A 25489-nucleotide genomic window follows, 5' to 3' on the forward strand; every position below is an offset into this window, starting at 1 on the left:
CGCGCCGCATTGATGCTATAGGAACGTCGCCGGCGTTGCCGCTGGAGCCAGCAACCGAGGACGCTCTCAACTCCATTGCTGCCGAAATGAAAATCGGCCGGGCGGACCTCATTCAGATCGTGCTGCGGGAATGGCTGGAAACGAACGCCTATTTGCCCGTGCGCGAAATCGATGAGGAGAGTGAAACGGACGGAAGCGCGTAAATGCAAACTTCCGCGATCGCGCTGTGCACGGCGAAGCTGCGACTCAACTATCGCTAAGGCGCGGCGGACCTGATGGCTCGTCCGGGCCGGCGCCTTTCAGGCAACCTCCCACTGAAAGGCGCCGGCCTGTCGTATTCGTCGACGGCCATGGTACGAGCGATAGGAACCATTGGCAGTTCCAGCTTCTTGGCCGTCTGTCGCACTTTGAGGTCGACGATCTCGTCATCCCGCCTGGCGATGCGGCTTTCGAGATTGGCGATGCGCTCCGTCAAAAAGTAGCGCCCGACCAGGAAGCCTCCGCCTCCAAAAAGGACCGCGAACGAAGCAAAGGGGCCTGGGTTGGCTAGCACCAGGGCCGAGTTGGTTTGTAGAAATCGATCAAGTCCTGCATCTTTCCAGCTTCCTCGGCAGCCTGTGAATCTCCAGCCGAACCGGCCCGCCCCTGTCGCAACTCGTACAGAGCAGCGCCCTCTCGACCGTGCCGAACAGCGCGCCTTTGCCATACCTGCGGATGAGTGCGGCCGATTTTACCTCGGCATGATGTGAGCAATTTCTGCACCATGCCCGCAGCGTATGCCACTCCCGCTGTCGCTTGGCAGTTGAACGTAAGAATGCGCCGGTTTTGCTAAGGGTTGGCATTTAAACGTAAGAATCTTGGGCGGTGGATTCTCAAATTAAGTGCATCCGGCTGCTTCAGCGCCTTCGCCAGCGGCATGCGGAATACCCTCCCACGGAACCACCGCATTCAGCGTTTCCAGCGGCGAACCTTCTCCGTAAGTAGTAGACGTATACGCAATTCGGCTGCGAACGAATCAATTGACAAGCAGACAATGTTAACCAACAATAACCATGAAATGTAATACGTTTTTTACGTTCGGGAAATTAAGATGTTATTTTTTTAATAGCTTGACGCCATGTGAGTCAGTTTGTTCGGCCGTACGTACAAAAGACCTTGTTTATTCCAAGATCGACCAAAGAAATCTTTAAGAAGCGGATATCCGCTCGCGCAGGCACGGGCTTATCATTGGAATTGCGTCGGATGACAGAGATTATCCAAACCATTCCCAAGAAGTCGGTAGTTTATGGGCGGGCCGCATTTCATTTTCCGCAAGCCCTTCTAGTGGGGGTCTGCATGGTCGCTGATTTCGTTATTGTTGGGCTGAGTGTGCATGCGGTCATTCTTTTTTATCAGCCGCATATCCTTTACGATTTGCGCGACCCCCACGTCCTGATGGTGACCTCCCTTGCTGCAACGTTCTTTGTGGTTTTCGAGAGCCTTTCTGGCGCATACACAACCGGGTTATATCTTGAGCCGATGGCCAGCGCCCGAAACGCGCTATTGAGCTGGCTCATGGTGGCCTTCGTGTTTGCCTGGATCGGCCTCCTGGTCGAAACGATAGGTGAGCTGTCGCACGAGCTGCTAATCACCTCGTTTGCAGTCGGTGCGGCAGCGATTGTGCTTGTCCGGGTGGGGACGGTGAAGGCCTTGCGCGTCTGGCTTGGACGCGGTGCCATTGCGATTCGGAGAGCCCACCTCATCTGCTTTGGAGACCAAGCATCAGCCGAAGTGCTCAGCGAAGCGCAGAACCGCGGCATACAGATTGTTGGCGTGTCGATCCTTCCGGCGGACAAGGTGACCGGTCGGGCGTTCGCTAGAATGTGTGAGGACCTAGTGCGGGAGCTCCGTGACGCCCTCCAAAGGGTACCGTTTGACGAGATTTACCTGTTTTTCCCTTGGGACAAGCGCAGGCAGCTCCGCAACCTAGCGACCGCACTGGGACGCCTTCCGCTGCCCGTGTTTCTGTTTGCGGATGCAGCAATGGAACGGCTGCTGCAGACATCGGCGCTACGTTTCGGCCCCTTCAAGGGCTTCGAGCTCCAGCGGGCCCCGCTGTCGTGGGCCGAACGCGCAATGAAGCGATCCCTCGACGTGAGCATCGCGCTCGCGGGACTCGTCTTGCTGGCGCCTTTGCTGATCGCCGTCAGCATCGCCATCCGCGCTACGTCCGGCAGCCCGGTTATCTTTCGCCAGGAGCGCCAGGGCCTCTGTGGCAGGCGTTTCCAGATCTACAAATTCCGTACGATGCGGGTATGCGAAGACGGCCCGACGATCGCGCAGGCCACGGCTGACGATCCGCGCGTTACGCCCTTCGGGTCGCTGCTAAGGCGCACGAGCACAGACGAGTTACCGCAACTGTTGAACGTGTTAAGGGGCGAGATGTCGATTGTAGGACCTCGTCCGCATGCAGTCGCGCATGACGAATATTACTCCGCACTTATTGCTTTTTACGCGCGTCGTCAGAATGTAAAGCCCGGGCTCACGGGATGGGCGCAGATAAATGGTTTTCGTGGCGAAACACGAGAATTGAACGCGATGGCCGCACGCGTTAATCATGATTTATGGTACATTAATAACTGGAGCATTTGGCTTGATATCTATCTTATATGCCGAACTGCAGTGAAAATACTTACTGACAGAAAGGCTCATTGAACTATGGTGGGGCACGTGTCGGAATCATCTGTTCCTTTGACGTCCCGGCTGGGCATGGACGCGGCCCGACATAATCCGATGCGGGCCGGTTGCAGCCAGGCACCAGAAGGCACTACTGCGGCCGCCGAGTCGAGAACGGCACGCTGGTTCGCCGTCTTCTGCCTTCCCAATCAAGAGGCAAGGGCGGAACGCGAACTTGGGAATCAGTCGTTCTCCACGTTCCTGCCAAGGTTGCAAAGAACCATACGACACGCCCGCCAGATGAAAGTCGTAATGGGGCCGCTGTTCCCGTGCTACCTGTTCGTGAGACTCGATCTGCGCCGGGACCGCTGGCTCAGCATCGATGGAACATATGGCGTGGCCCACCTTGTTCGGTTCGGAGAAATGCCAGCGCAGGTTCCTGAAGGTGTTGTTGAAGCGCTCATCGAGGCGACTGACAGGCACGGCGTAATACATCTCGACAATCTGCTTCGGCCTGGTCAGGTCGTGCGTCTAGTGTCGGGGCCATTTGCAGAACAACTTGGCAGGTTAGATCGGCTGGACGGTACCCAGTCTGTTCGCATCCTGCTCGAGATCATGGGTCGATGCGTCGAGGTGAAGACGCATCGGAGGAGCGTGCTGCCGGCCTAGGCGTCGCAGCACCGTCGAGCCGGTTCACTGGGTTTGATTTCACCCAGACTGCGGTAGCGTGGGCGAATTCCTGCTCCATGCGATTGCACCGCAGTCGCACAAGCATGGGAACAAACATGACACGACAAAAAACCGCTCTGATAACCGGGGTGACCGGACAGGATGGCGCGTACCTTGCTAAGTTTTTGATCGGCCAAGGATATCTGGTCCACGGCATAAAGCGGCGCTCATCGTCTTTCAATACCGGCCGCATTGAGCATCTGTACCAGGATCCCCACGAGGACAACCCCAAACTCATCCTGCACTATGGCGACGTGAGCGACTCTACCAACCTCATCCGCGTCGTTTCGGAGGTTCAACCCGACGAGATATACAATCTCGCTGCGCAAAGCCACGTGCAGGTAAGTTTCGAGACACCGGAATACACCGCCAATACGGATGGCTTGGGGACGCTCCGCTTGCTGGAGGCGATCCGACTGCTGGGGCTTACTGAAAAGACGCGCTTCTACCAAGCATCCACGTCCGAACTTTACGGCCTAGTACAAGAAGTCCCGCAGCGCGAGACCACCCCGTTTTATCCCAGGAGCCCATACGCGGCAGCGAAGCTGTATGCATATTGGATCACCGTAAACTACCGCCAAGCGTATGGCATTCATGCTTCAAACGGCATCCTTTTCAATCACGAGAGCCCCATCCGCGGCGAGACGTTCGTGACTCGCAAGGTGACCCGAGCTGTTGCGGCTATTCATCATGGGCTGCAGGACAGGCTCTACCTAGGTAACCTCGATGCAGGGCGTGATTGGGGCCACGCGCGCGACTACGTCCGAGGCATGTGGATGATCGTCCAGCACCCGGAACCGGACGATTTCGTGCTTGCCACGGGCGAGGTTCGGACGGTGCGCGAGTTCGTTGAGAAGGCATTTTCCTGCGTGGAGATGCAAATCGAGTGGCATGGAAAGGGGTTGGAAGAGAAGGGTCGGGATGCGCGTTCGGGTCGAATCCTGGTAGAGATTGACAACCGGTATTTCCGGCCGACCGAGGTCGAACTCTTGGTCGGCGACCCGAGCAAGGCTCGGGTGCGCCTGGGGTGGCAGCATGAGACGAGCTTCGATTCCCTGGTTGAGGAAATGGTGCTTGGGGATCTGAAGGCGATCCCGATGGAGCCGCATTGGCAGAACGCTCGCGCGGCGATCTGGTAGCGGCGAACGGCACAGACGGACATGGCGGTTATCACGACAAGGTGGTCTCAGGCGGCAGCACAAGGCCCGGTCGGTCTTGCGCAGAGCGCCCGAGGCAGTGCCCTAGCCATGCCGAGCAAGATGTCATCATCTCAAGAGGCGGCATCTTGGAAAGCTACCAGTTCGATCTGACGGACCGGGGAATTGACGCATGTCCCAGACGATACGGCGCACGTTGTACCATCCGGTCCGGCTACCGCTTGAACCGATCGAGGTTCAGGCCACGAGCTGTCGCCCGGAAGCGATACGACCAAGCACATACAACCGCTCAACCGCTTGATAGGGCACCCTTACCGGAGGGACATTCATGGGACGGGAAATCTTTTCTCTCGACGGCAAGCGGGTTTGGGTCGCCGGTCATCGAGGTATGGTGGGCCAAGCACTGACGCAATGCCTTAGGCAGGAGGGCTGTCACCTCGTATCGACCGGCACCCAGAGGGTGGACCTGCGTCGCCAACAGGATGTAGAGCAATGCTGGAGCAGATGCGCCCGCACGTTATCTTCCTCGCGGCGGCCCGCGTGGGCGGGATTCTTGCCAACGCTTCCTTTCCGGCGACCTTCCTCTATGACAATCTGATTATCGCGGCGAACGTCATGGAGGCGGCCCGCGTTCAGAGTGTTGAGAAGCTCCTGTTTCTCGGTTCAAGCTGCATCTATCCCAGGATGGCACCACAGCCCATCCCGGAGGAGGCACTTCTGTCGGGCCCGCTCGAGCCGACGAACGAATGGTACGTACTCGCCAAGATTGCCGGAATCAAGATGGCACAGGCCTTCCGCCGACAGTACCGCGCGGATTTCATCTCCGTTCAGCCCGCCAACCTCTACGGCCCCGGAGATAATTTCCATCCCCTGCACTCGCATGTTCCGGCCGCGCTTGTTCGGCGTTTCCATGAGGCAAAGGTGGAAGGAAGGACCTCGGTGACGGTGTGGGGGACCGGCGCGGCGAAGCGCGAGTTCCTCTACCTCGACGACTTGGCGGATGCATGTGTTTTCCTGATGAAGAGGTACTCGGACGACCTGCCGATCAACGTTGGCACCGGTGAGGACATAACAATCGCGGATTTTGCCGAAGCGGTGGCACAGACCGTCGGGTTCAAGGGCCGCATCTGCTTCGACTCTTCAAAACCGGACGGGGCGCCGCGCAAGCTCGTCGATGTCGGCAGGATGGCAGCCCTGGGCTGGCGGGCCCGCACCGGGCTGCGTCAGGGGCTGAAGCGCTTCTACGAGGCCCCCACCTTGCCGCAGAGGGAGGCTCGGGTGCGCGCTCGGCGCCCGTCGGCGTGGAGATCGCCACGACGGCTGAGTGACTTCTGGTTCCGACCGTCGCACAGATGTATTCGGCAGGGCTGACGCTTAATGTCTTCGACGACGAATGAACGCGACTGGCACGGAAGATGGCTGACGGGACCAACTGCTCTTCTCCATCCGCGGCGGCAGCGTCCCGCAGCCGGGAGCTGGGCGTTCACCATATTGCTTCTCGCCATCTGCCTGCTGGGCGGTGCGGGACTGAAGGCGCTCGGTGCACCTCTTCTTGCCTTCATCCTTCTACTTTCGCTTGCCTACGCCGGACGGACTCTCCTATCGCCGCAGAACATTCCCGCTCTGCTTCTTACATGCTGGGGGCTACTTTACGTCGGCCTGTCCTATCTGGAACTTCTTCCCGATGGCTGGACCCGATATCACCAAGCCGGCATCATCGTCCAGCAGTCCTCCTTTGTGTTCCTTCTGCTTCCCGTCATAGCCGCATCGCAAAAGTGGTGGGAAGACAAGGGCATCGATCGGCACCGTGACGCGATCCTCGTCGGCACCATCATTCTGGTGTTCATTGTCAGCATTCCCGCGCGCTTGTACGTCTTTGGCGACATGGAGACGCCTCTGGACCCGCCGAAGGCCTTTGTCACCTTGCAGAACGATGTGATGATCGCTCTGGTGGGAATAACCTACCTCGCCATGGTTCGAATGAATCCAATCGTGGGCGGCTTTCTTTTGATGCTCGTATTTATCCTATCCGCTACGATAGAGTTCAGACTTCAGAACGTCCTGGCCTATTTCGTGGCCATGGCTGCTTCTTTTCTTTGCATGATCGGTTTGCATTTGGAACGAACGCTGGCCAACATCCTTATGCTAGGTTTGGTGGGTTTGGCGATCTTCGGAATACTCGACCCGATCAGCTTGTTTGTTTTAGATCCTAACACCGGATGGCGCGTCACATTCTGGGGGGATGCCTTGGAGGCGCTGGCAGAGACCTGGGGGATCGGCGTCGGCTTCGGCACCGAGGCGCTGCGGAATGAATATACCATGGTCATTGGCCGCCTCTTCTTCTTGCCGGAGGAGGACACATCCTTCCTGCTGATCGGCACCCACAATGCTTTTTTCGACATCATCCTTCGTTTGGGAATGGTCGGGCTCGTGCTTTGGAGCGCCGTTATCATTGGCTGTTATCCGAGCTCCAAAATGCCCGTACGCGTGCGGGCGCATGCGGCGGTGGCGTTCTTCACCCTCTTCATCTGCGTCTTCTCGAACGTGGCGCTGCAGAGTCCGCTCTATGTGATCGGCGTCGCCTTCACGATTGGTTATCTGCAGTCGCTACGGGGCGCTGCGAATCTCGCCTACCTCCGGAAGTCAAGGCCCGCCAGCCGCCATGCGACTGCCTTGGGCGAAATAGCCGCTGCAGAATGAACCGGAGCGACCAGGCCGCGTCAGCAAAACGTTGCCGGAAGGAGCAGGAGATCATGCCGAAACATGCCGTCCTAATGATGGTGCAGCTACCACCGCCAGCACATGGCGCGGCCATTACCAACCAGCGGCTTGCCTCCTCCCGGCGAATCCGCGACGAGTTCGACCTGAACGTACTGCCTGTTCAACTTGCGCGGTCCATCGACGATACAAACAGGTTCGCACTAAGCAAGATCATTCGACTTTCCGGTCATGTTGTACGCCTGCTGTTTGCTCTCGCCTTCCGCCCCCCCGGCGTCGTCCTCTACACGTTGCCGTCGACGGGGTACGCGTTTCTGGGAGGCATCGTGCTGCTCGGCCTGGTCAAGGGGCTCGGCTTTCCGCATATTCTGCAGATGCGCTGCCGCGGCATCCGCCGCACTGCCGAGCGAAGCGCCCTCCACCGGGCCCTGTGCCGTTGGGCCTTCTCCAAGGCCTGGGTGATACTGCTGTCCCCCCACGTCTTCGACGACGTATCGGAGTTCGTGCGGGACGAGCAGGTCTACTATCTTCCGGATGCGCTCCCCGACCCTTGTCGGGAAATCCGGCTACCTGACCGCCCGGCTCGCCGAATCCCACACATACTGTTCCTGTCTCACCTGTTTGAGACCAAAGGTCCGCTGGTGTTGCTGAGTGCGCTCGAAATACTGAAACGCCGGGGTGTGCCTTTCCGGGCCACCTTCGTCGGAGAACCGGGCGACATCGCCTTGCAAGTGTTTCGGGAGCGGATCGACGCTCTCGGCCTGTCGGAGGAAGTGCGCTACGTCGGCCCCGCTTACGGAGCCCGAAAAGCAGAGTTCATGCTGGATGCCGATATCTTCGCGTTCCCGACCTTTTATCCTCAGGAAGTCTTTCCCGGTGTCCTCCTCGAAGCGATGGCATACAGCCTGCCGCTCGTGACGACCGGCGAAGCGGCGATTCCGGAGATCGTGGATGAGGGCTCGAGCGGGTACATGGTCGCGGCCCGCGATGCCGGTGCGTTGGCCGACGCGCTGGAGAAGCTCGCGCGCAACCCGGATTTGCGCCAACGGCTCGGGCGGGCGGCCCGTGCGCGTTTCCTGGCGAGGTTCCAGTTCGATCGGTGCGAAAGCTGCCTGGCGGAAATTCTCCGCGACGTGCTGCTACGCGCCGCGACCGCCCCTGTCGAGCGAACAACGCTGAATCAGGCCGGCGGCATCTCCATCACGCGGCACAAGGCCGATACATGAGCATCGCCCACACACTTCGAGACATCACCGGGCTACTGGAGCCGTCAGAACGCATCCGAGCGGCGCGGCTGGTCGGTCTGTTGGCCGTTCTGGCAGCCGTGGAGGTGGCTGGCGTCGCTTCCATCGCTCCCCTGCTGCTGATATTGGGCGATCCCCAAATAATTACGACAAACAAAATCATTAATAAACTATTTGTCGATCTAGGATTCAGTTCTTATAATTCCTTTATCATATTCTTTGCCATAGGGACGCTTGTTTTTATATGCTTGATTTCCGTATTCAGAGCTGTCCTACACTATGTAAAGTTTCTATATGCAAATGAGCACCGCCACCGAATCGCGACACGACTTCTGAACGCCAGCCTGGATCGCGACTACCGGTATTTTCTAGACAAGAATGTGGCCGAACTGACAAAAACAATACTGGTCGAGGTCGATGAGCTTGTTGAGAATGCCGTCGTACCTGCCTTAGTATTGGTCGCGCAGGGCCTGATGGCCCTGGCGGTTGTATTGTTTCTGTTGGCCATAGACCCGCTTCTGGCGCTGCTGCTCACGGCGAGTGCGGGCGGTATGTTCGCGCTGATTTATGTCTTCACGCGCGAGGTGCTGGGACGCATCGGTCGTGAGCGGCTGAAAGCCAATGGAGAGCGTTTCAAGGCTTCGACGGACGTGTTGGGCGGGATCAAGGAACTGAAGGTGCTAGGACGGGAGGGGACGTTCCTGGCGGCTTACTCTCGCCCATCGAAGCGGTATTGTGCTTATCGGACCCTGAGCGGCGTGTTGGCGGAAACGCCAAAATACGTGATCGAGGCTGTTGGGTTCGCCTCAATTCTCCTGATTTCCATCTACTTGGTGGTGCAGCAGGAGCACCTTGCGAGCGCACTGCCTGTGATAGGGCTATATGCCTTTGCGGGGTTCCGGCTGCTGCCGGCGTTCCACAAGGTCTATTCCTCGGTGGCGCTGCTGCGCTTTGCCGCGCCTGCGGTGGGCGCGATCGCAGAGGAACTGCGGCAGGCCCCTGGAGGCGGGGGACGGCACGGGATCGGTACGCGTGGCGAGGAGCGCCTGTGCCTGCGCCGGTCGATCGAGCTTGAACATGTCAGCTTCCGTTATGATGGCGCCAGGCCCGCGGCCATATGCGATCTCAGTCTGACCATCGCCGCCGGCAGCGTGACCGGCATCGTCGGTCCGAGTGGGGTCGGCAAGAGCACCCTGGTCGATCTGCTGCTGGGCCTGCTGCGCCCCGACGAGGGGCGCATCCTGATCGACGGGACGCCCCTCACGGAGGCCAATGTCCGGGCCTGGCAGAACAATATCGGCTACGTGCCGCAACACATCTTCCTCGCCGACGACACGGTGGCGCGCAACATCGCCTTCGGCATCGAGGCCGAGGCAATCGACCGGCAGGCGGTGGAGCGGGCGGCAAGGCTGGCGCAGATCCACGACTTCATCGTGCAGCTGCCGGACGGCTACGCCACCTGCGTCGGCGAGCGTGGGGCGCGCCTGTCGGGCGGCCAGCGCCAGCGCCTCGGCATCGCCCGCGCGCTCTATCATGAACCCGACATCGTGATCTTCGACGAGGCCACCAACGCGCTCGACCATGAAACCGAAGCCAACCTCCTCGCCGCCGTCGAGGGCCTGGCCGGGCAGAAGACAATCATCATGATCACCCACCGCCTGGCCACTCTCCACAAGCGAGCTCGCATCGTCGAGCTCCACCGCGGACGGCTGCGCAAAGCGGATACCGTCCCGGTTGAGCATGCGGAGGCGGTGCTGGCAGTGCGCGAGGCTCCTCAAGCTGCCGCGGTGGGCGCTGTGTACTCTGTCGCCCCTGGCCGCTAGGACTTTCGACGGCTAACCAGGCTCGTGCTGGTCCGCAACCTAATCACTTGATCCCGGCAAGCTGCTTACACAGCGGGGACTCGCATCATCCGCATACACAGCCACGCACCACATGTAACGGCGCTAGGCAGCGGGTGTCGAACTCGCCAAGCTTCGAGGTTCATGAGGGTGCTTCTGTTTCGTACGGGCGGCTTCTCCAAGAATGCTCCGGACTAGCTCGCCCGTCCAGTCGGACCGCCAAGCGTACTGTTGAACACGCGAAAGCACAGGAATATGCTCAACAAGACTCTCCGCGCGCTGATCGCAATCCTCACTCCGTCTGACCTCGTCCGCGGAGGCCTGCTGATCATCTTGCTGGCGGCCACGGCCGCTGTCGAGGCGGCGGGAGTAGCTTCGGTGGCGCCGTTTCTGGCCGTGCTCGCTAACCCCGACGTCGTCCATAGCAATGCCTACCTCAGGGCCGCCTACGACGAGCTCGGGTTTGTCGACAGTTGGAGCTTCCTGCTTGCGCTCGCCATCTTCACGCTCGTCATCCTCCTCTTGGTCTCCGCCCTGCGAGCGGTGGTGCTCTATGTAGAGCTCAAGTTCATAAACACACGGCGACATCAGATTGGCGTCGAACTGGTGTCGCATTACCTGTCGCAGCCTTATCGGTTCTTCCTCGACCGGAATACATCGGAAATGTCCAAGACGGTGGTGTCAGAGGTCGACGAGGTCATACGGTGCGGCGTCGCTCCAGCTTTGGCCTTGGCGGCGAGCCTCAGTCTGGTGGCAGCCATATTCGCTCTGTTGCTGGCGATAGATCCCATTGTTACCTTGAGCGTACTTTCTGCGGTGGCTGCACTTTATTCCGTCGTCTACGTCAGCGTGAGCGGGTTCCTTGGACGCAGCGGCGAAGGTCGCCTTCAGGCAAATCGCGAAAGATATCAGGCGATGTCCGAGGTTCTCGGCGGGATCAAGGAACTGAAGGTGCTCGGGAAGTCGAGCGCCTATCTTGCCGCCTTCGAGAGCCCGTCCAGACGATTCTCTCTTCACAGCGCAGCCGGCGAGGTCGTCTCGCAGCTGCCGAAGTTCCTGGCCGAAGCGGTAGGTTTCGCGGCCGTCTGCCTGATCTCGGTCTACATCCTGATGAGAAGCGGCAGCATCGGCAGCGCACTGCCTGTGATAGGGCTATATGCCTTTGCGGGGTTCCGGCTGCTGCCGGCGTTCCACAAGGTCTATTCCTCGGTGGCGCTGCTGCGCTTTGCCGCGCCTGCGGTGGGCGCGATCGCAGAGGAACTGCGGCAGGCCCCTGGAGGCGGGGGACGGCACGGGATCGGTACGCGTGGCGAGGAGCGCCTGTGCCTGCGCCGGTCGATCGAGCTTGAACATGTCAGCTTCCGTTATGATGGCGCCAGGCCCGCGGCCATATGCGATCTCAGTCTGACCATCGCCGCCGGCAGCGTGACCGGCATCGTCGGTCCGAGTGGGGTCGGCAAGAGCACCCTGGTCGATCTGCTGCTGGGCCTGCTGCGCCCCGACGAGGGGCGCATCCTGATCGACGGGACGCCCCTCACGGAGGCCAATGTCCGGGCCTGGCAGAACAATATCGGCTACGTGCCGCAACACATCTTCCTCGCCGACGACACGGTGGCGCGCAACATCGCCTTCGGCATCGAGGCCGAGGCAATCGACCGGCAGGCGGTGGAGCGGGCGGCAAGGCTGGCGCAGATCCACGACTTCATCGTGCAGCTGCCGGACGGCTACGCCACCTGCGTCGGCGAGCGTGGGGCGCGCCTGTCGGGCGGCCAGCGCCAGCGCCTCGGCATCGCCCGCGCGCTCTATCATGAACCCGACATCGTGATCTTCGACGAGGCCACCAACGCGCTCGACCATGAAACCGAAGCCAACCTCCTCGCCGCCGTCGAGGGCCTGGCCGGGCAGAAGACAATCATCATGATCACCCACCGCCTGGCCACTCTCCACAAGCGAGCTCGCATCGTCGAGCTCCACCGCGGACGGCTGCGCAAAGCGGATACCGTCCCGGTTGAGCATGCGGAGGCGGTGCTGGCAGTGCGCGAGGCTCCTCAAGCTGCCGCGGTGGGCGCTGTGTACTCTGTCGCCCCTGGCCGCTAGGACTTTCGACGGCTAACCAGGCTCGTGCTGGTCCGCAACCTAATCACTTGATCCCGGCAAGCTGCTTACACAGCGGGGACTCGCATCATCCGCATACACAGCCACGCACCACATGTAACGGCGCTAGGCAGCGGGTGGATCACGCACCCTGTCTTGAGCCGATACGTCAATCATGCACCAAAGGAGAAGGCGCCGTGAATATATCAGTTGAAGTCATTGATAAGTCATTTCCGCCTCAAGAGGCCACCGACGAGCTTACCGTCGGAGTGATCATAACGACTTTCAATCATGCTCATTTCCTCGATGACGCCATCGGCAGCGTTCTCGCACAGACTCGCCTGGCGGACGAAGTGATCGTCGTCGATGACGGTTCGACCGACGATCCCTCGCAAGTCGTCCAGCGCTACCCGTCCGTGCGGCTTATCCGGCAGGACAACAAGGGGCTCGCAGCAGCCCGCAACTTCGGGTGGAAGAACTGCAGGACGACACATGTGGTCTTCCTTGATGCGGACGACCTTCTCCTGCCACACGCCCTAGAATGCGGCGTGAATTTCTGGAAGAGGCAGCCACACTGCGCTCTGGTCTACGGAGGGCATCAATACGTAACGGAAAGCTTGGCACCAATGGGCGGTGACATCTTCATCAAGATAGGCGAAGACGCCCATCATGACTTCATCCTCAGCAACTGCATCGGGATGCACGCTACCGTCCTCTATCAGCGCAAGTGCCTGGAGGAGATCGGTGGCTTCGATGAGGCGCTTCAGCGCTGTGAGGATTACGACCTCTACCTACGTGTCGCAAGCAGGTTCCCTGTTGCCGGATATCCCGTCACAGTCGCCCAATACCGCCGGCATGCAAACAGCATGACAGCAGACCGGGACCGGATGCTTCGGGCCGTGCTTTCAGTGCTGGATCGGCACGAGGAGCGCCTCGGAAACGATCCGTCCAGGCGCGCCGCCATGAGGGAGGGCAGAGCGAAATGGCGCGCGCTGTATGCAAAGGAAATGCTCGTCGCCGCGCGCGCGGACTGGCAGTCCGGCAGGCGTCTCGCTCCGGTTATGGGTCAAGTCGCGCGGGCAGTCGCATGGTCGCCTGGAGGCACGACGAGAGCGGTGACGCGCGAGTTCGGGCGGCATCTGCGGGAGGGGATGGTTTGGATGCGAAGGGAGAACAAGTCGAGCGCGCCTCGGTCCACCCGCGGCGGGTGGGGGTTTGATCGCGGAACGCCGATTGATCGCTACTACATTGAAGGCTTCCTCGCCAGGAATTCCGGGGACATCGGCGGCCGTGTACTGGAAGTTGGAGACAACCACTACACGTTACGCTTCGGCGGACCCGCCGTGGAGAAAAGCGACATCCTCTTCGTCGACGACAGCAACCCCAATGCCACGATAATCGGTGATCTGGCCGATCCCGAAACCCTCCGGGAACTGCAGTTCGACTGCATTGTCCTGACACAGACACTGCACCTGCTGTTCGACATGCGAGCCGCCCTTGCAACCCTGCACCGGGCACTGAAGCCCGGCGGTATCCTGTTACTTACCGTACCCGGGATCAGTCCAGTGGGTCGGGAAAGCGACTGGGGCCATACTTGGTGCTGGTCGCTTACGGCTGTGTCCGTCCGGCGCCTTGTCCAAGAGCAGTTCGAGCCGGGCAGTATCCATGTGGAAGCACATGGCAATCTCGAAGCCGCCATTGCATTTCTTCAGCAACGCGTGCTCGACGACGTCACTCGAGATGCGCTCGACCAGCATGACCCCTCCTATCCCGTCGTCGTCGCCGCGCGGGCGAAAAAGTCTGCGGTTAAATGACTGCGGAATGATCTACCAACGGGGTCTAAGACTCATGGACGATACTGCCTCTTCGCTGCTGAAGAAATCCGCGCGCAGCCCGCAGCAGGCGCCTGCGCCTGCGCCCGGCCCAACCCTGCGTGCGTCCGGAGAGATCTCTCCCTCGAAGGAGGAGCTGAGGGTCGTTATCTTCTCTCCATTATTTCCGGAGTATGCGGCGCGTCTGGCTGCGTCCCTCGCCAATCATGGCTCCGTCCGACTGATTACGGATAGGACGGGTTACGAGAAGGAATGCGGACTGCATCTTGGCAGCCCAGAGCCTTCCAAACTGCAGACCCGCTTGTACCAGCTCTTTCTGCGAAGGTCCGGGATGTTCGCCTATATCCGCGACCTTCTGCGCGCGTTGATCGACATGTGGGCATTCAAGCCGCACATCGTGCATTTCCAGGAGTGCCCGAACTTCGCCCACTATATTATGGTCCTTCTGATGAAAGGCTCCGCAAGGATAGTCGTCACTGTGCACGACCCACTGCCGCATTCAGGAAGCGATTCCAAGGTCGATCGTCCCAGGATCCGCAGCCGGATAAGAGCCGCAGCAAACCTTCTCCTTGGTCATGGTCACCACTGCTGCACGGAGCTTGCCCGACTCACCCGCGCGAATGGAACCGAAGTCCGCGAGACGACGCATGGCGTGCTGTTGTGCCCACCTGCAGCACTGCAGCGTGAGCCCATACCAGGACGTGTGCTTCTGTTCGGACGAATGGAACAATACAAGGGGCTGGCCGTCCTGCTCGATGCAGTGGAGCTCCTGGGTCGACGCGGCCTCCCGTTGTCGCTGCATCTGGCTGGGCGGGGCTCTGAACTGGATCGCCTGGCCGGACGCTGCCGGGGTGCTACCAATATTACGGTCAGGGACAGCTTTCTCACGTCGCTGGAAGCCGTTCAGGAGTTTCAGGAGGCGTGCATCGTCGCCTTGCCCTATCTGGACGCCTCGCAAAGCGGGGTGGCTTCTGCGGCGTTCGCAAACGGGCGGCCGGTCGTGGCCAGTCGGGTCGGCGGACTGACGGACGTGGTGATCGATGGCGTGAACGGGCTGTTATGCGAGCCGGGGCAACCGGAGTCTCTGGCCGACGCACTGGGGATGGCATTGAGCTCGCCGCGCCTTGTGAGGCGCCTGCGGCAAGGCGCCATGAACACTGCCGCCACCAGTATGGATTGGGGCACAATCGCTTCGCGAACGGCCCAATACTACGGAGAACTACTCAAGAGACCGCGCGTCAGCTTGCCTAAAGCTTAGCTCGAACAACAGGAGAGCCTGGGCCGCGCCGGCGCAGGCACCCGCGCGCCGGCCGAAAGTCTCCTTTGCCGGACGAGGTCCGGTGGACGGTGTCCCGAAATGTTCAAGCCCGTGATCCACGAACCAGGACGCTTGCAACATGCTCTCGGGAACCGTTTCAACAAAGGAGGGCGGTTTGGAACACGGCAAGCCCGTTCTCTATCTTCCCATTGGACAGGCACGGGAGTCCAATGAGCATCCCTCCCGGATCGACAAGCTTGGCGCCCTTAATCGCGCTTCGATCCAGCATCTGCTGGACAGCGGAAAGCAGGTCCTCCTCTTCTATATGATTCCCCGATTTCGGCTGGGACGTGCCGCGGCATTTGCAAAGGAGTGGCACTTCGGGATCCAACGGGAAGAGTGGCTGTCGACGAGCTACAGCGTCTTCGAAGAGAGGGTTGAAGGCATACACCGCCAACTGGAGGCGATGCCCGACCATCCGAACTTGGTGCGAATCAGGCCGGAAAGGATTTTCTGCAGCTCCTTCACCCCGGCCCGCTGCGTAGCCCTGCTTGGGCAGGATCCGCTCTATTTCGATGACAATCACCTCAACAGTATCGGTGCAGCCATGCTGGCGGAAGCAATCGTCAACGCAATGGCTGTGCAAGGCCGCTGATCTGGTCCCCGACGCACATCGTCTGCCGGTTTGACTCTTTTGGGCGCGGGGAGTCCGCGATCGCACAAGCGCTAAGTGGAGTGTGAATGATATGTCGAAGAGCTTGGGAGTTTTTCTGACGAGGTGCCTGAAGCCAACAGTAGCTGGGCTGGCCCTTCTGATCTGCTACGGCAACACGGCAGTGGCAGAGGAGTACCTGTTGGCAAAGGGTGACGTGCTTGAGTTTCAGGTGCTTGGAATTCCCGATCTGCGCCAGCGGTCGCCTATTGGCATGGACGGGACGGTTCTTTTACCGCTCGTCGGCGCGGTGCAGGCTGCCGGACGAACCGTCAGCGCGGTTCGGGACGCGGTCGTGGCCCAGGCGACGCAGAAGGGTTACCCGGTCCAAGGCGTCGGGGGAGACGTCTGGCACTTCGTGCATCCCGAGGCGGTGGTGCTGCAGGTGGTGGAGTATCGTCCCATCTACCTGACCGGCGATGTTGCAAATCCTGGCGAACAGCCCTTCCGCAGCGGAATGACGGTACGCCAGGCAATCGCCGTCGCGGGCGGCTACGATTTGGTCAGGCTACGGATCGACAATCCCATCTTGGAGCTGACGGACCTCAAAACTCAGTACAACACGACCTGGCCTCGTTTGGCGGCGGCGCAGATCCGCGTGGCAAGGCTCAGAGCCGAACTCGAGGGCCGCGATGAAACCGGCCCGGCCGTTTTCGCTGAGGGGGGCCTTTCGGCGGGCCTGCTGCCGGAAATCGAGCAGGTCCAGGGCGAGCTCCTCGCCAACAGGGTCGATGACCACAGCAAGGAGAAGCAGGCCGTCCGCGTTTCTCTCCAGCACACCGAGCGACGGCTTGATCTATTGAGCCGGCGTCAACAGAACGAGCAGACCGCCAAGGAAGAAGACACCATTGAGCTTGAGCGGGTCAGACGACTCCATGAGAAAGGACTGGCCTCGGTAGCCCTTCTGAACGACGCGCGCAGGGCCGTGCTTCTGTGGTCAACGCGGGCATTGGAATCATTCGCGGAGGCTTCCCGGATGGAGCGAGAGCGCAATGATCTGCAACGCAATCTCGTCAGGATTGAAGATTCCCGTCGCATCGAGCTTCTTGGCGAGCTGACGGCTGCGATGTTGGACGTGGCTGACCTGAACGCGCAGCTGCAAGGCAATGCGGAGAAGCTCGTCTATGTCGGAGGACTGCGCTCGGAACTCGCACGCGGCGGCCGGCAGTCGCCGCCGGAGATCACCGTCGTCAGAAAATCTGCCGACGCCGTCGACCGGATCAGCGCCAATGAAGAAACCGACTTGTGGCCCGGAGATGTCGTGGAGATCACCCTCAACGTCGACTGGATACTCGCTCCCTCTCTCCGCTCCTCGATTGCTGCGGAATAGAGCCGCTGAACGAAACCTCGACGACGGCCTTTGCAGCCGCATCACCTGCGGAGATCCATATGCTGCAGCGCAATTCCCAATCTCCCGCTACCTATACGGACGAACGGTGGCCTACTTCGGTCGAAGACAGCACGCTTGACCTGGACAAGTTGCTGGCGGCCGCGGGCAGACAGTTCCGCGTAATCATTGCCGTCGGGGCCGCTGCACTGGCCTTGGGCACGGCGTTCGCGCTGACGGAAACCCCGCAGTACAAGGCCTCGGCTGAACTGCTCATCGAATATCGTCAAATCAGCTTTCTCGGGGACAGTTATCTTCCCAATCCTCTTGCTGCTTTCGACGGAATCGTCAGCAGCGAGATGGAGGTATTGAGGTCGGAATCGGTTGCCCGTCATGTGATCGACGCACTGCAGCTGATGGATGACCCGCGCTTTCTTTCTGAGGCGACGTCACCAACTTGGAAGCTGGTGTCGTTCGTTCGTGAGCAACTTGCCCGTCCTCCGGCTCCGCAGGAGACGGAGGACGGAAGGATCAAGGCGGGCATTGCGAAGTTGAAGTCCAAGGTGCGGGTATCGCGGGTCGGCCCGGCCTTCATTCTCCGCATCGAATACACCGCGCCCGATCCCTCCCTTGCTGCAGACATCGCCAATGCGTTTGCAGAAGGCTACCTGCATGACCAACGGGAAAGAACGCACGAGTCGATGCGCCAGGCGGGCGAATGGCTCCGGGTTCGGGTTGTCGACCTGAGGCAGAAGCTGGCCGACGCGGAACTCGCTGTCATCAGGTCCAGAAGGACTGCGGCGGATCCGTCGGCCCTGGTCGCGCTGAATGCTCTGGAACGAGAAGCCGAGACCTACCGGAACCTGCACGCCTCCTCCCTGCAACGTTATCAAGAGGCGCTCCATCAGCAGACCACGCCATCTGCCGACGCCCGCATCATCAACCGGGCGGATACCCCGTCCTGGACGAGCTATCCTCCCAAGACCATAATCTTGGCGTTGTCGCTCTTGGCTGGCGGCGTTCTGGGGGTCGGTCTAGGGGCGCTGTTCGAGTTCAGAGACCAAGGTTTCCGAAGAGGTGCTCAGGTTCGAGATTTGCTTCATCTGGATTTCCTCGGCATGCTTCCGAAGGTTCGGCGCAGCAGCTGGTCTCCGCGGCCGTGGCCGAGACAAGTTGCTAAGGCGGAGGGAAACACCTTGGCGGGGCCGCTGGCCAAGGGGGCGGATGACCTCCTACGTGACGTGATCGATAAGCCGACCTCGAGGTTCGCCGAATGTCTGCGCAGCGCGACGGTCGCAGCCGACCTCAAACTTCCGGACCAGAAGATGAGGGTTATCGGGGTTACTTCGGTGCTGAACGGAGAGGGGAGATCAACTGCAGCGAAGAACTTGGCCTCCCTTCTTGCCGCGCGCGGATCGAAGACCCTGCTGATTGACGCCGATCTCACCAATCCGGGCTTGAGCGAAGCCCTGGCTCCTGCCGCCGAAGTGACACTTGCCGACGTTGTGATGAATGGCCGCAGCCTTCGAGACGCGCTTTTCTTCTTTGAAGGCGAGACGGGGCTGGCATTTCTTCCAGCATCCAAGCGTGGCTCTCTTCCGCAAACCAGCGATATGGTGGCATCGCCTGGCTTCACCACCTTGCTTCGGGAAGCGGAGGTTACGTTCAAATACGTCATCGTCGACTTGCCGCCTATGGCGGAAGGCATGGACGCCCGTGCGGCGGCCATCCGCATCGACGCCTTCATCTGCATAATCGAGTGGGCGCGTACCTCCCGCAAACTGGTGCAGAAGGCCATGTCCTTGGATCACGGCATTAGGGAGAAATGCCTAGGTGTCATCTACAGCAAGGTCAACCTTAGGCGGTTGCGCAAGTATGAACGCTACAGTTCCAAGCGTCGCTTCGGGCAGCGGCAGAAGACCGGTTTCCGCGTCTAATGGCAGCGACTACCGTGCTCGGTGAATGGTGGCCGTTGCCGAAATCAGAACACAGGGCCCCGGAGTTGGGCATCGCGATCCGGTCCCAGTCAAACCATGTTTGCAGGACGTGCGCTGCCATACGTCCAATCGCCTTCAGGCGCGGTTGCATGAGCAGTGATGTCAATGCCGGGCCGCCGCAGTGCCTCTGCTTCGTCGATTAAGCCGCGGCATAAACTGTCCATGATGACATATGGCTGGGTCAATGCGTCACGAAAGCGGAAGCGGTGGCTTCCGGGCTGTCCGCGCCTGACCAACAGGCGCCCCCGCTCGTCAGAGGCAAGGTCGGCCAGATGGCGCTGGAAGCTTGCTGGTTTCATCTGGCGGCGAAGCATGCGCGACAGGGGCGCCGCCACCGATTCCGCGCTGAAATAGCCATCGTCGTCCGCGTCCGCCAGCGCGCTTGCAAGGACGACCTCGGGAAAGATGCTGCCGCGGCTTCCAGCCAACATATTCGTGACGCCGTCACAGAAGGTTTGCCGCAGTTCGTCAGTGACCTGTTCGATCGCCGCATTCACCTGCGCCACGCCAATGCGTCGGGACGCGCTGCGCGCAGCAGCGAGGCAACCAAGCTTGGCGATCGTGTGAACGTAGAAGGGCAGTCCCCGAGACTAGCGCAGTATCTTGAGCTTTGCTGGTCCCTCAATCTCCAGAGAGGCGCGGTCAAGCCGAGACTCAATGAGTTCCGAGAACTCGTCATCGCGCATCCGTCGCAAGGGTATGCAGGTAAGTAAACGGCGCAGCGATTCGTGGTTCCTGACCAGGTCGCCCAGAGATTCGGCAACGCCGACAATGATCACTGTGCAGTTTATGTTGTAGTCGGAAAGGTATTTGATGGTGTCAAGCTCGGCATCGCGAGTGCTCTGCAGCCGGTCGAACTCGTCAATTATCAAAGCGGTATTTCTGACGCAGCAACGCTGGAGATGCCGCCTGACAGATCTGGTTTAAGCGGTCGGTCAGTAGGGAGCGGCGTTGCCGCAAAAGCGTGACCCGAGGCTGGGTCGATGCTGCTAAGCTCACTCAGCGCCTTATGCCATAGAGAGGAATAGTCGTCAGAGGGATCCGCCTGCACCCGAGCGACGACGGTGAACTGAGGAAGCCCCCGTCGCCTCTGCCACAAGAACATATTGACGAGTGAAGTCTTGCCGACGCCCCGCTCACCATAAACTGTGGCATGCTTGGATGGCTCCGAGAGCGTCTCAACAAGGCGGTCGACCTCTTGTCGCCTCCCGGCGAACAGCGACTCCTCCTGAACGGGGCCGGACGGCGTGAAAAGCTGCGAAACGTCCATTTCGGTTGCATTGGCTGGTGCCACAGGATCAACGTTCGTCTGCGGCTTTGGGGACGTTCTAAAAATGGACATCTATACCCCTCCTTTTCCCGCACTTTCGCTACGACTGCGAGACGATAACAGGATCCAGCAGAGCGCGCGAATTATCAAGCCGGGGACTGGACTATCCCTGAACTTCCCAAATGGCGTGTTGGAATCCGACACATGCGCTCACTTCAATGCTTCAGGGGAAATGGGACTGCTATTTCGTTTCCCAACAGGGGCTTTGGCCAAGCACCGCGGAACGCGCTTTCCTGCAACCCGGAGACGACCATGCTGAAACCGATCACTCTGCTGGCAACTGTTTTACTGTTCGGCATAGGCGGGGCAGTGTCGCCCCCTGTGCCGCGCCTTCCGTTGTTGCTTGGCAACAAGGCCACCAGCCCCGTCCCCATGCAGGCAAACCTCGATCATGCGGGGAGCTTGATCATTACCGCTGGAGGCACCTACAGCGGCCGCTGGCATTCGGACGATCCGGACGTCCCGGCGGTCACTATTCGAACGACCGAGCCGGTTACAATTGAGAACTGTGTCGTCAGCGGGGTCGGAACCCTGATCAGCACTCGCTACGGCGAGGCCGAGCACCGAAGCGACGGGGTAAACCCCAGGAACACCCATTATGCCGACGTGACAGTTCGGAATTGCAGGGCGATTGGGCAACAGCCTGAGCTGCGCGATAGAGCCCCGCCACGGTTCATTGTGGCTCTGAATCCTCGGCGCATCGATGTACAGCACAACTCGGTCGAGGGAAGCCGCGGAATCTGGGTCTATGCGGATCCCGCGAGAATGCCGGCACGTGAGATCACAGTTCGGTTCAACCACGCATTGAACATTGCCGGGCTTTGTCGCGACCAATGCTCTACGGAGAATGTGGGCGCCTGGGTTGGCAGGACGGGGATTGCCGTTGCCAATTTCGTGCAGCTTGCAGACATCCGTGAAGCGGGCACTGTCGACATCTCCTGGAATTATGTGCGCAACGAGCCCGGCAAGAGCGCCGTCGAGGACGTGATCAGCCTGTTCCGCGTCAGGGGTAGGAAGGATCGACCGGTGACGATAGCCAACAACCTGTTGATCGGAGCTTTTCCGGGCCGCCAGCCGTTCACAGGGCGCTACTCGGGGTCCGGCATCATGATCGACGGAGTTAACACGGATGCGTCGACCGGCTCAGCTTGGATAAAAATCTTTGCCAACCGTATCCTCTACGCCTCCAATGCTGGGATTGGGCTAGCGGCAGGAAATAACAACGAAGTATTCGAGAACTTTGTCGTGCGGCCCGCCCGGTATATCGACGGCAACGAGATAACAACGAAGACAGTCGGGATTTACGTCTGGAAATGCTGCGGCGAAGGCGGGATCGACGAACCCTACTTCGCCAATGTCGCTCATTCGAATTCAATATTCGTCGAGTCGTATCGGAAGGGCCTATTTGAGGCCAACAATCTTTGGATACCTGATTGCGCCGACGATGCAGCCGGGGCGACGCTGTGCACCGGAAACGAGAGCTTGGCACCGTTACCAGTGGATCAGTTCGAGCAGCAGCTTCTCTCTGATTGGTCCCGCACCTATCAGGCGAGCTTCGGTAGAACGTCTCCGGTTCAATATCCGAACGAGGGTCCGGACCCATAAAAGGGGTTCCCCTGACGGCGGGATTGTGATTCTGGGGTCTCTGAGGGGGACCACTCATGAATCGCGAATATTTCTGGCTCAGTGATGAGCAGTTTGGGCTGCTTGAACCGCATCTGCCGACCGACACCCGAGGCAAGCCGCGCGTTGATGATCGCCGCGTGATCAGCGGCATCATCCATGTGGTGAAGAGCGGCGGACGCTGGTCGACGCTAGAGCACGTCCTGTTTAATCTGGGTCATATCCGGCCGCTTTGAAGTAGTTTGCGCATTCGGCTGGGGTGAAGAGGTCGAGGACCGAACCGACCGTGTTCCACAGTGCGGTGATGGTTCTTTCGGCCTTTGCTCGCAGCAGCGCCTTTAGCTTGGCGAAGGCGTTCTCGATCGGATTGAAGTCGGGACTGTAGGGCGGCAGGTAGAGCAGGCTCGCGCCTGCGGCCTCAATCGCGTCGCGCACGCCGCCGGCCTTGTGGGCGGGCAGGTTGTCCATCACGACGATGTCGTCCTTCGACAGGGTCGGGACCAGCACCTGCTCGACATAGGCCAGGAACACGTTGCCGTTCATGGCGCCATCGTAGACGAAGGGCGCTGTCATGCCCGTCAGCCGCAAGGCGCCGGTGAAGGTCGTGGTTTTCCAATGGCCATGCGGCACGCCGGCCCGGCAGCGCTCGCCGCGTGGCGCTCTTCCACGCAGGCGCGCCATCTTCGTCGACAAACCCGTCTCGTCGATGAACACGAGCTTCGCAGGGTCGAGATCGAGCTGGCCTTCGAACCAGGCCCGCCGCCGCTTCAGGATGTCGGGGCGATCCTGCTCCAGTGCATGTGCGGACTTTTTTGAAAGTCCAGCCTCGGCCGCGAAGCCAGGCACTCAAGGCGCTGCGGCTGATCCGCACCGACTGTTCGGCCAAGAGCCGCTCCACCATCTCGTTCAGCGTGACGTCCTTGCGCTCCTCGATCAGCCCGCCGATGAAGGCTTCATGCGCATCGAGGCTGGAGGCGCGGCGACGGCCCTGCGGGCGGGGCGCCAACTCGCCGATCTTCGCCCGCGCAATCCAGCGGATCGCGCTGGATACTCCCACGCCGAACCGCGCCGCCGCCTGCCGTGCCGACATGCCTTCCGCCGAAGCCTTCAAGACCCGCAACCGAAGATCCCCGCTCAGTGCTCTTCCCATAATCCACCTCCATCGAGGTGGATGTTGAATCACTTCCGAACGCCATCGTCACATCACAATCGATTCATCCATCATGGGACGTGCTCTAGTCGGTCTATGGACCGCGCAAGACCCTCTACAACCGTTTCCAGCGCTGGTCGGCCAAGGGCGTTTGGAGCGCCATTTTCCATGCTCTCGCCATCGCAGGCGGGCCTCCGGCCGAGCTTCTCATCGACCCATCGGCGGTAAGGGCGCATCGCTGTGCGGCCGGCGGCAAAGGGGGGAGCAAAATCAGGCCATCGGTCGCTCGAGAGGCGGATGGACCACCAAAATCCATGCCCTGACGGATGGATTCTGCCGGCCGGTCGCCTTTCTCCTGACCGGCGGCCAGGTCGCCGATTGCACTGCCGGGGCGCTGCTGATGGAGCAGATGCCGGCGGCGCCAATCCTGCATGCCGACAAAGGCTATGACAGCGATGCCATCCGGGAGCAGGTTCGCGGACGGCGCGTTCGCCAATATCCCGCCCAAGGCGAACCGGAAATGGAAGAACTGCTTCTCGCCCTTCCTCTACAGAGACCGCAATGCGATTGAGCGCATGTTCTGCCGCATCAAGGACTTCCGCCGCATCGCAACCCGCTACGATCGACTCGCCCGGAACTTCCTCGCCGCCGTCTGCATCGCCGCAACCGTCAGCTACTGGTTATGAGTCTTGGCCCTGGGATTCACGAGACCTCGGACGCTGCCGCCTATACCAGTCGCTTCGAAGTTTCGTGAAGTACGTCAACTTGAGGATAATATTATGACTAAACCGCTTAAAGATGTGACCACGCAACACCGCCAAGCGCGCCTGTCAATCGCTCATGCGCGCGAGCCTGCGGAAAGGCTGCCGCCTGTTGAAGCTGTTGAGATCCTGACGACTTCAGTTGCCGTGGTCGAAGAGCAGTCTTTCCTGCTGAGGGTGGACGAGTGGCTTGCCCGGCGCACGGCCAACACCGCTGGTGTCTACGTCGTGTTTCGCGATGTACATGGGGTGGTGCGCGCGCTCGACGAGCCGGCCTTGGCCGATGCGCATCGAGGCGCATTCATGAACGTGCCCGACGGGGCGCCCCTGGTGTGGGTTTGTCGGTTCAGGGGCCGTCGCGCAGGCCGGGTGACAGGTACCGACACACTCGAAGCGGTTTGCCGGGCGGGGCTGGCCAAAGGCTGGCGGCATGCCTTCTACGGAGCAACACCGGAGGTCCTAAGGTCCTTGGTGGCTGCGCTCGAGGCATCCTATCCCGGCATCGAAATAGCAGACGCGGTCTCGCCGCCCTTTCGCCCGCTGACCGACGTCGAGATGGAGGAGCAGATTCGCCGCCTTGCAGTCGCCAAGCCCGACATCATCTGGGTCGGCCTGGGCTGCCCGAAGCAGGAGATTTGGATGGCGCGGTATGCACGGCACATCCCCGGCGCAATCTCGATGGGGGTCGGTGCCGCCTTTGATTTTCGCGCCGGGGCAATAAAGCGCGCCCCTCCCTTTATCCGCCAGTTCGGACTGGAATTCCTCTACCGCATATCACAGGAGCCGGGGCGGCTTGCGGGGCGCTATTTCCGCGTCATCCCCAGATTCATGCTGGGAATCTTTCGGCAGGAAGCGAGGCGTCTCTTCCGATCCCAAGGGTGAAGATGGTGAACCTACTGATCTGCCCAGAATGCATCAAATGCGCAGACGCTGCCGCTACTACTAGGATTGCTGGCCGCCTGTTGATGCGGTGAGCAGATGGATGCGCTCGTCACTCTCCTTGTTTGCGGGCCGCAACGACGAGGGGTTACTGATCGCCTGGCAGTTGTGGAGGCCAAGTA

The 25489-nt window shown here is 60.3% G+C and carries 19 protein-coding genes and 3 pseudogenes; 18 read left to right on the forward strand and 4 right to left on the reverse strand.

Annotation, left to right across the window (positions count from 1 at the left end; translation table 11 throughout):
- Positions 1–35 precede the first annotated feature (35 nt).
- The 14 genes and pseudogenes from NKH05_RS33230 to NKH05_RS30485 all read left to right on the forward strand — a co-directional run bounded on the left by NKH05_RS33230 (position 36) and on the right by NKH05_RS30485 (position 19504).
- Complete coding sequence (locus NKH05_RS33230; protein ID WP_023679940.1) at positions 36–203, forward strand: hypothetical protein; 168 nt, start codon at positions 36–38, stop codon at positions 201–203.
- Between the two features lie 1039 nt (positions 204–1242).
- A complete protein-coding gene (locus NKH05_RS30425; RefSeq protein ID WP_353026824.1) occupies positions 1243–2694 on the forward strand; it encodes an exopolysaccharide biosynthesis polyprenyl glycosylphosphotransferase in 1452 nt (483 codons plus the stop codon).
- Positions 2695–2772: 78 nt separating this feature from the next.
- Positions 2773–3324 (forward strand): transcriptional activator RfaH, encoded by a 552-nt coding sequence (locus NKH05_RS30430; RefSeq protein WP_031212821.1) that lies wholly within the window; start codon positions 2773–2775, stop codon positions 3322–3324.
- Positions 3325–3428: 104 nt separating this feature from the next.
- The gene (gene gmd, locus NKH05_RS30435; RefSeq protein WP_353026826.1) at positions 3429–4523 is read left to right on the forward strand and encodes a GDP-mannose 4,6-dehydratase; all 1095 of its coding nucleotides are present in this window, start codon (positions 3429–3431) and stop codon (positions 4521–4523) included.
- Positions 4524–4869: 346 nt separating this feature from the next.
- Positions 4870–5912 (forward strand): annotated as a pseudogene (locus tag NKH05_RS30440) (GDP-L-fucose synthase family protein).
- 120 nt (positions 5913–6032) lie between these two features.
- Complete coding sequence (locus NKH05_RS30445; protein ID WP_353026828.1) at positions 6033–7241, forward strand: O-antigen ligase family protein; 1209 nt, start codon at positions 6033–6035, stop codon at positions 7239–7241.
- 53 nt (positions 7242–7294) lie between these two features.
- Complete coding sequence (locus tag NKH05_RS30450; RefSeq protein ID WP_353026830.1) at positions 7295–8485, forward strand: glycosyltransferase family 4 protein; 1191 nt, start codon at positions 7295–7297, stop codon at positions 8483–8485.
- Entirely contained in the window at positions 8482–10326 is a 1845-nt protein-coding gene (locus tag NKH05_RS30455) for an ABC transporter ATP-binding protein (protein WP_353026832.1), read from the forward strand. The genes NKH05_RS30450 and NKH05_RS30455 overlap by 4 nt, the downstream gene beginning before the upstream one ends.
- 273 nt (positions 10327–10599) lie before the next feature.
- Complete coding sequence (locus tag NKH05_RS30460; protein WP_353026834.1) at positions 10600–12441, forward strand: ABC transporter ATP-binding protein; 1842 nt, start codon at positions 10600–10602, stop codon at positions 12439–12441.
- 194 nt (positions 12442–12635) lie between these two features.
- Positions 12636–14252, forward strand: a complete 1617-nt coding sequence (locus NKH05_RS30465) for a glycosyltransferase (protein WP_353026836.1) — start codon at positions 12636–12638, stop codon at positions 14250–14252.
- 7 nt (positions 14253–14259) lie between these two features.
- Complete coding sequence (locus NKH05_RS30470; RefSeq protein ID WP_023678666.1) at positions 14260–15528, forward strand: glycosyltransferase family 4 protein; 1269 nt, start codon at positions 14260–14262, stop codon at positions 15526–15528.
- A gap of 139 nt (positions 15529–15667) precedes the next feature.
- Entirely contained in the window at positions 15668–16183 is a 516-nt protein-coding gene (locus NKH05_RS30475) for an SGNH hydrolase domain-containing protein (protein ID WP_353026838.1), read from the forward strand.
- Positions 16184–16274: 91 nt separating this feature from the next.
- Positions 16275–17570, forward strand: coding sequence for a polysaccharide biosynthesis/export family protein (locus NKH05_RS30480; RefSeq protein WP_353026840.1), 1296 nt, complete (start codon positions 16275–16277; stop codon positions 17568–17570).
- A 59-nt stretch (positions 17571–17629) separates the two neighbouring features.
- The gene (locus NKH05_RS30485; RefSeq protein ID WP_353026842.1) at positions 17630–19504 is read left to right on the forward strand and encodes a Wzz/FepE/Etk N-terminal domain-containing protein; all 1875 of its coding nucleotides are present in this window, start codon (positions 17630–17632) and stop codon (positions 19502–19504) included.
- 89 nt (positions 19505–19593) lie between these two features.
- Here the strand turns inward: NKH05_RS30485 and NKH05_RS30490 are convergent, their stop codons facing one another.
- The 3 genes from NKH05_RS30490 to NKH05_RS30500 form a co-directional block, all read right to left on the reverse strand.
- A complete protein-coding gene (locus NKH05_RS30490) occupies positions 19594–20070 on the reverse strand; it encodes a hypothetical protein (RefSeq protein ID WP_353026844.1) in 477 nt (158 codons plus the stop codon).
- A gap of 84 nt (positions 20071–20154) precedes the next feature.
- Positions 20155–20436, reverse strand: a complete 282-nt coding sequence (locus tag NKH05_RS30495; protein ID WP_353026846.1) for a TniB family NTP-binding protein — start codon at positions 20434–20436, stop codon at positions 20155–20157.
- Entirely contained in the window at positions 20433–20906 is a 474-nt protein-coding gene (locus NKH05_RS30500; protein ID WP_353026848.1) for an ATP-binding protein, read from the reverse strand. The genes NKH05_RS30495 and NKH05_RS30500 overlap by 4 nt, the downstream gene beginning before the upstream one ends.
- A gap of 240 nt (positions 20907–21146) precedes the next feature.
- Between NKH05_RS30500 and NKH05_RS30505 the strand changes: the two genes are divergently transcribed.
- Together NKH05_RS30505 and NKH05_RS30510 are read left to right on the forward strand one after the other, a co-directional pair.
- On the forward strand, positions 21147–22499 hold the full coding sequence (locus NKH05_RS30505; protein WP_353026850.1) for a hypothetical protein: 1353 nt from the start codon (positions 21147–21149) through the stop codon (positions 22497–22499).
- 56 nt (positions 22500–22555) lie between these two features.
- A pseudogene (locus tag NKH05_RS30510) lies at positions 22556–22705 on the forward strand (transposase); the annotation flags it as partial.
- Positions 22706–22724: 19 nt separating this feature from the next.
- Here NKH05_RS30510 and NKH05_RS30515 read toward each other — a convergent pair.
- Positions 22725–23667 (reverse strand): IS630 family transposase gene (locus NKH05_RS30515; RefSeq protein WP_353026851.1). Its coding sequence is split into 2 segments (ribosomal slippage): positions 22725–23331 and positions 23330–23667, totalling 945 coding nucleotides; the frame shifts between segments, so codons are not numbered across the junction.
- 92 nt (positions 23668–23759) lie between these two features.
- On the opposite strand from NKH05_RS30515, the pseudogene NKH05_RS30520 reads away from it, so the two are divergent.
- Positions 23760–24353: pseudogene (locus tag NKH05_RS30520) on the forward strand (IS5 family transposase); the annotation flags it as partial.
- Between the two features lie 93 nt (positions 24354–24446).
- Positions 24447–25310 (forward strand): WecB/TagA/CpsF family glycosyltransferase, encoded by an 864-nt coding sequence (locus tag NKH05_RS30525; RefSeq protein WP_023678654.1) that lies wholly within the window; start codon positions 24447–24449, stop codon positions 25308–25310.
- The last annotated feature ends 179 nt before the right edge of the window (positions 25311–25489 follow it).

Source organism: Mesorhizobium sp. M1399 (assembly GCF_040317735.1).
In the GTDB taxonomy this organism is placed as follows: Bacteria; Pseudomonadota; Alphaproteobacteria; order Rhizobiales; family Rhizobiaceae; genus Mesorhizobium.

Coding starts and splice junctions, on each gene's coding strand:
- NKH05_RS30425 (WP_353026824.1), top strand. CDS start 1,243: ATGACAGAGATTATCCAAACCATTCCCAAGAAGTCGGTAGTTTATGGG.
- NKH05_RS30430 (WP_031212821.1), top strand. CDS start 2,773: ATGCGGGCCGGTTGCAGCCAGGCACCAGAAGGCACTACTGCGGCCGCC.
- gmd (WP_353026826.1), top strand. CDS start 3,429: ATGGGAACAAACATGACACGACAAAAAACCGCTCTGATAACCGGGGTG.
- NKH05_RS30450 (WP_353026830.1), top strand. CDS start 7,295: ATGCCGAAACATGCCGTCCTAATGATGGTGCAGCTACCACCGCCAGCA.
- NKH05_RS30455 (WP_353026832.1), top strand. CDS start 8,482: ATGAGCATCGCCCACACACTTCGAGACATCACCGGGCTACTGGAGCCG.
- NKH05_RS30460 (WP_353026834.1), top strand. CDS start 10,600: ATGCTCAACAAGACTCTCCGCGCGCTGATCGCAATCCTCACTCCGTCT.
- NKH05_RS30470 (WP_023678666.1), top strand. CDS start 14,260: ATGATCTACCAACGGGGTCTAAGACTCATGGACGATACTGCCTCTTCG.
- NKH05_RS30475 (WP_353026838.1), top strand. CDS start 15,668: ATGCTCTCGGGAACCGTTTCAACAAAGGAGGGCGGTTTGGAACACGGC.
- NKH05_RS30480 (WP_353026840.1), top strand. CDS start 16,275: ATGTCGAAGAGCTTGGGAGTTTTTCTGACGAGGTGCCTGAAGCCAACA.
- NKH05_RS30485 (WP_353026842.1), top strand. CDS start 17,630: ATGCTGCAGCGCAATTCCCAATCTCCCGCTACCTATACGGACGAACGG.
- NKH05_RS30500 (WP_353026848.1), bottom strand. CDS start 20,906: ATGTCCATTTTTAGAACGTCCCCAAAGCCGCAGACGAACGTTGATCCT.
- NKH05_RS30505 (WP_353026850.1), top strand. CDS start 21,147: ATGCTGAAACCGATCACTCTGCTGGCAACTGTTTTACTGTTCGGCATA.
- NKH05_RS30525 (WP_023678654.1), top strand. CDS start 24,447: ATGACTAAACCGCTTAAAGATGTGACCACGCAACACCGCCAAGCGCGC.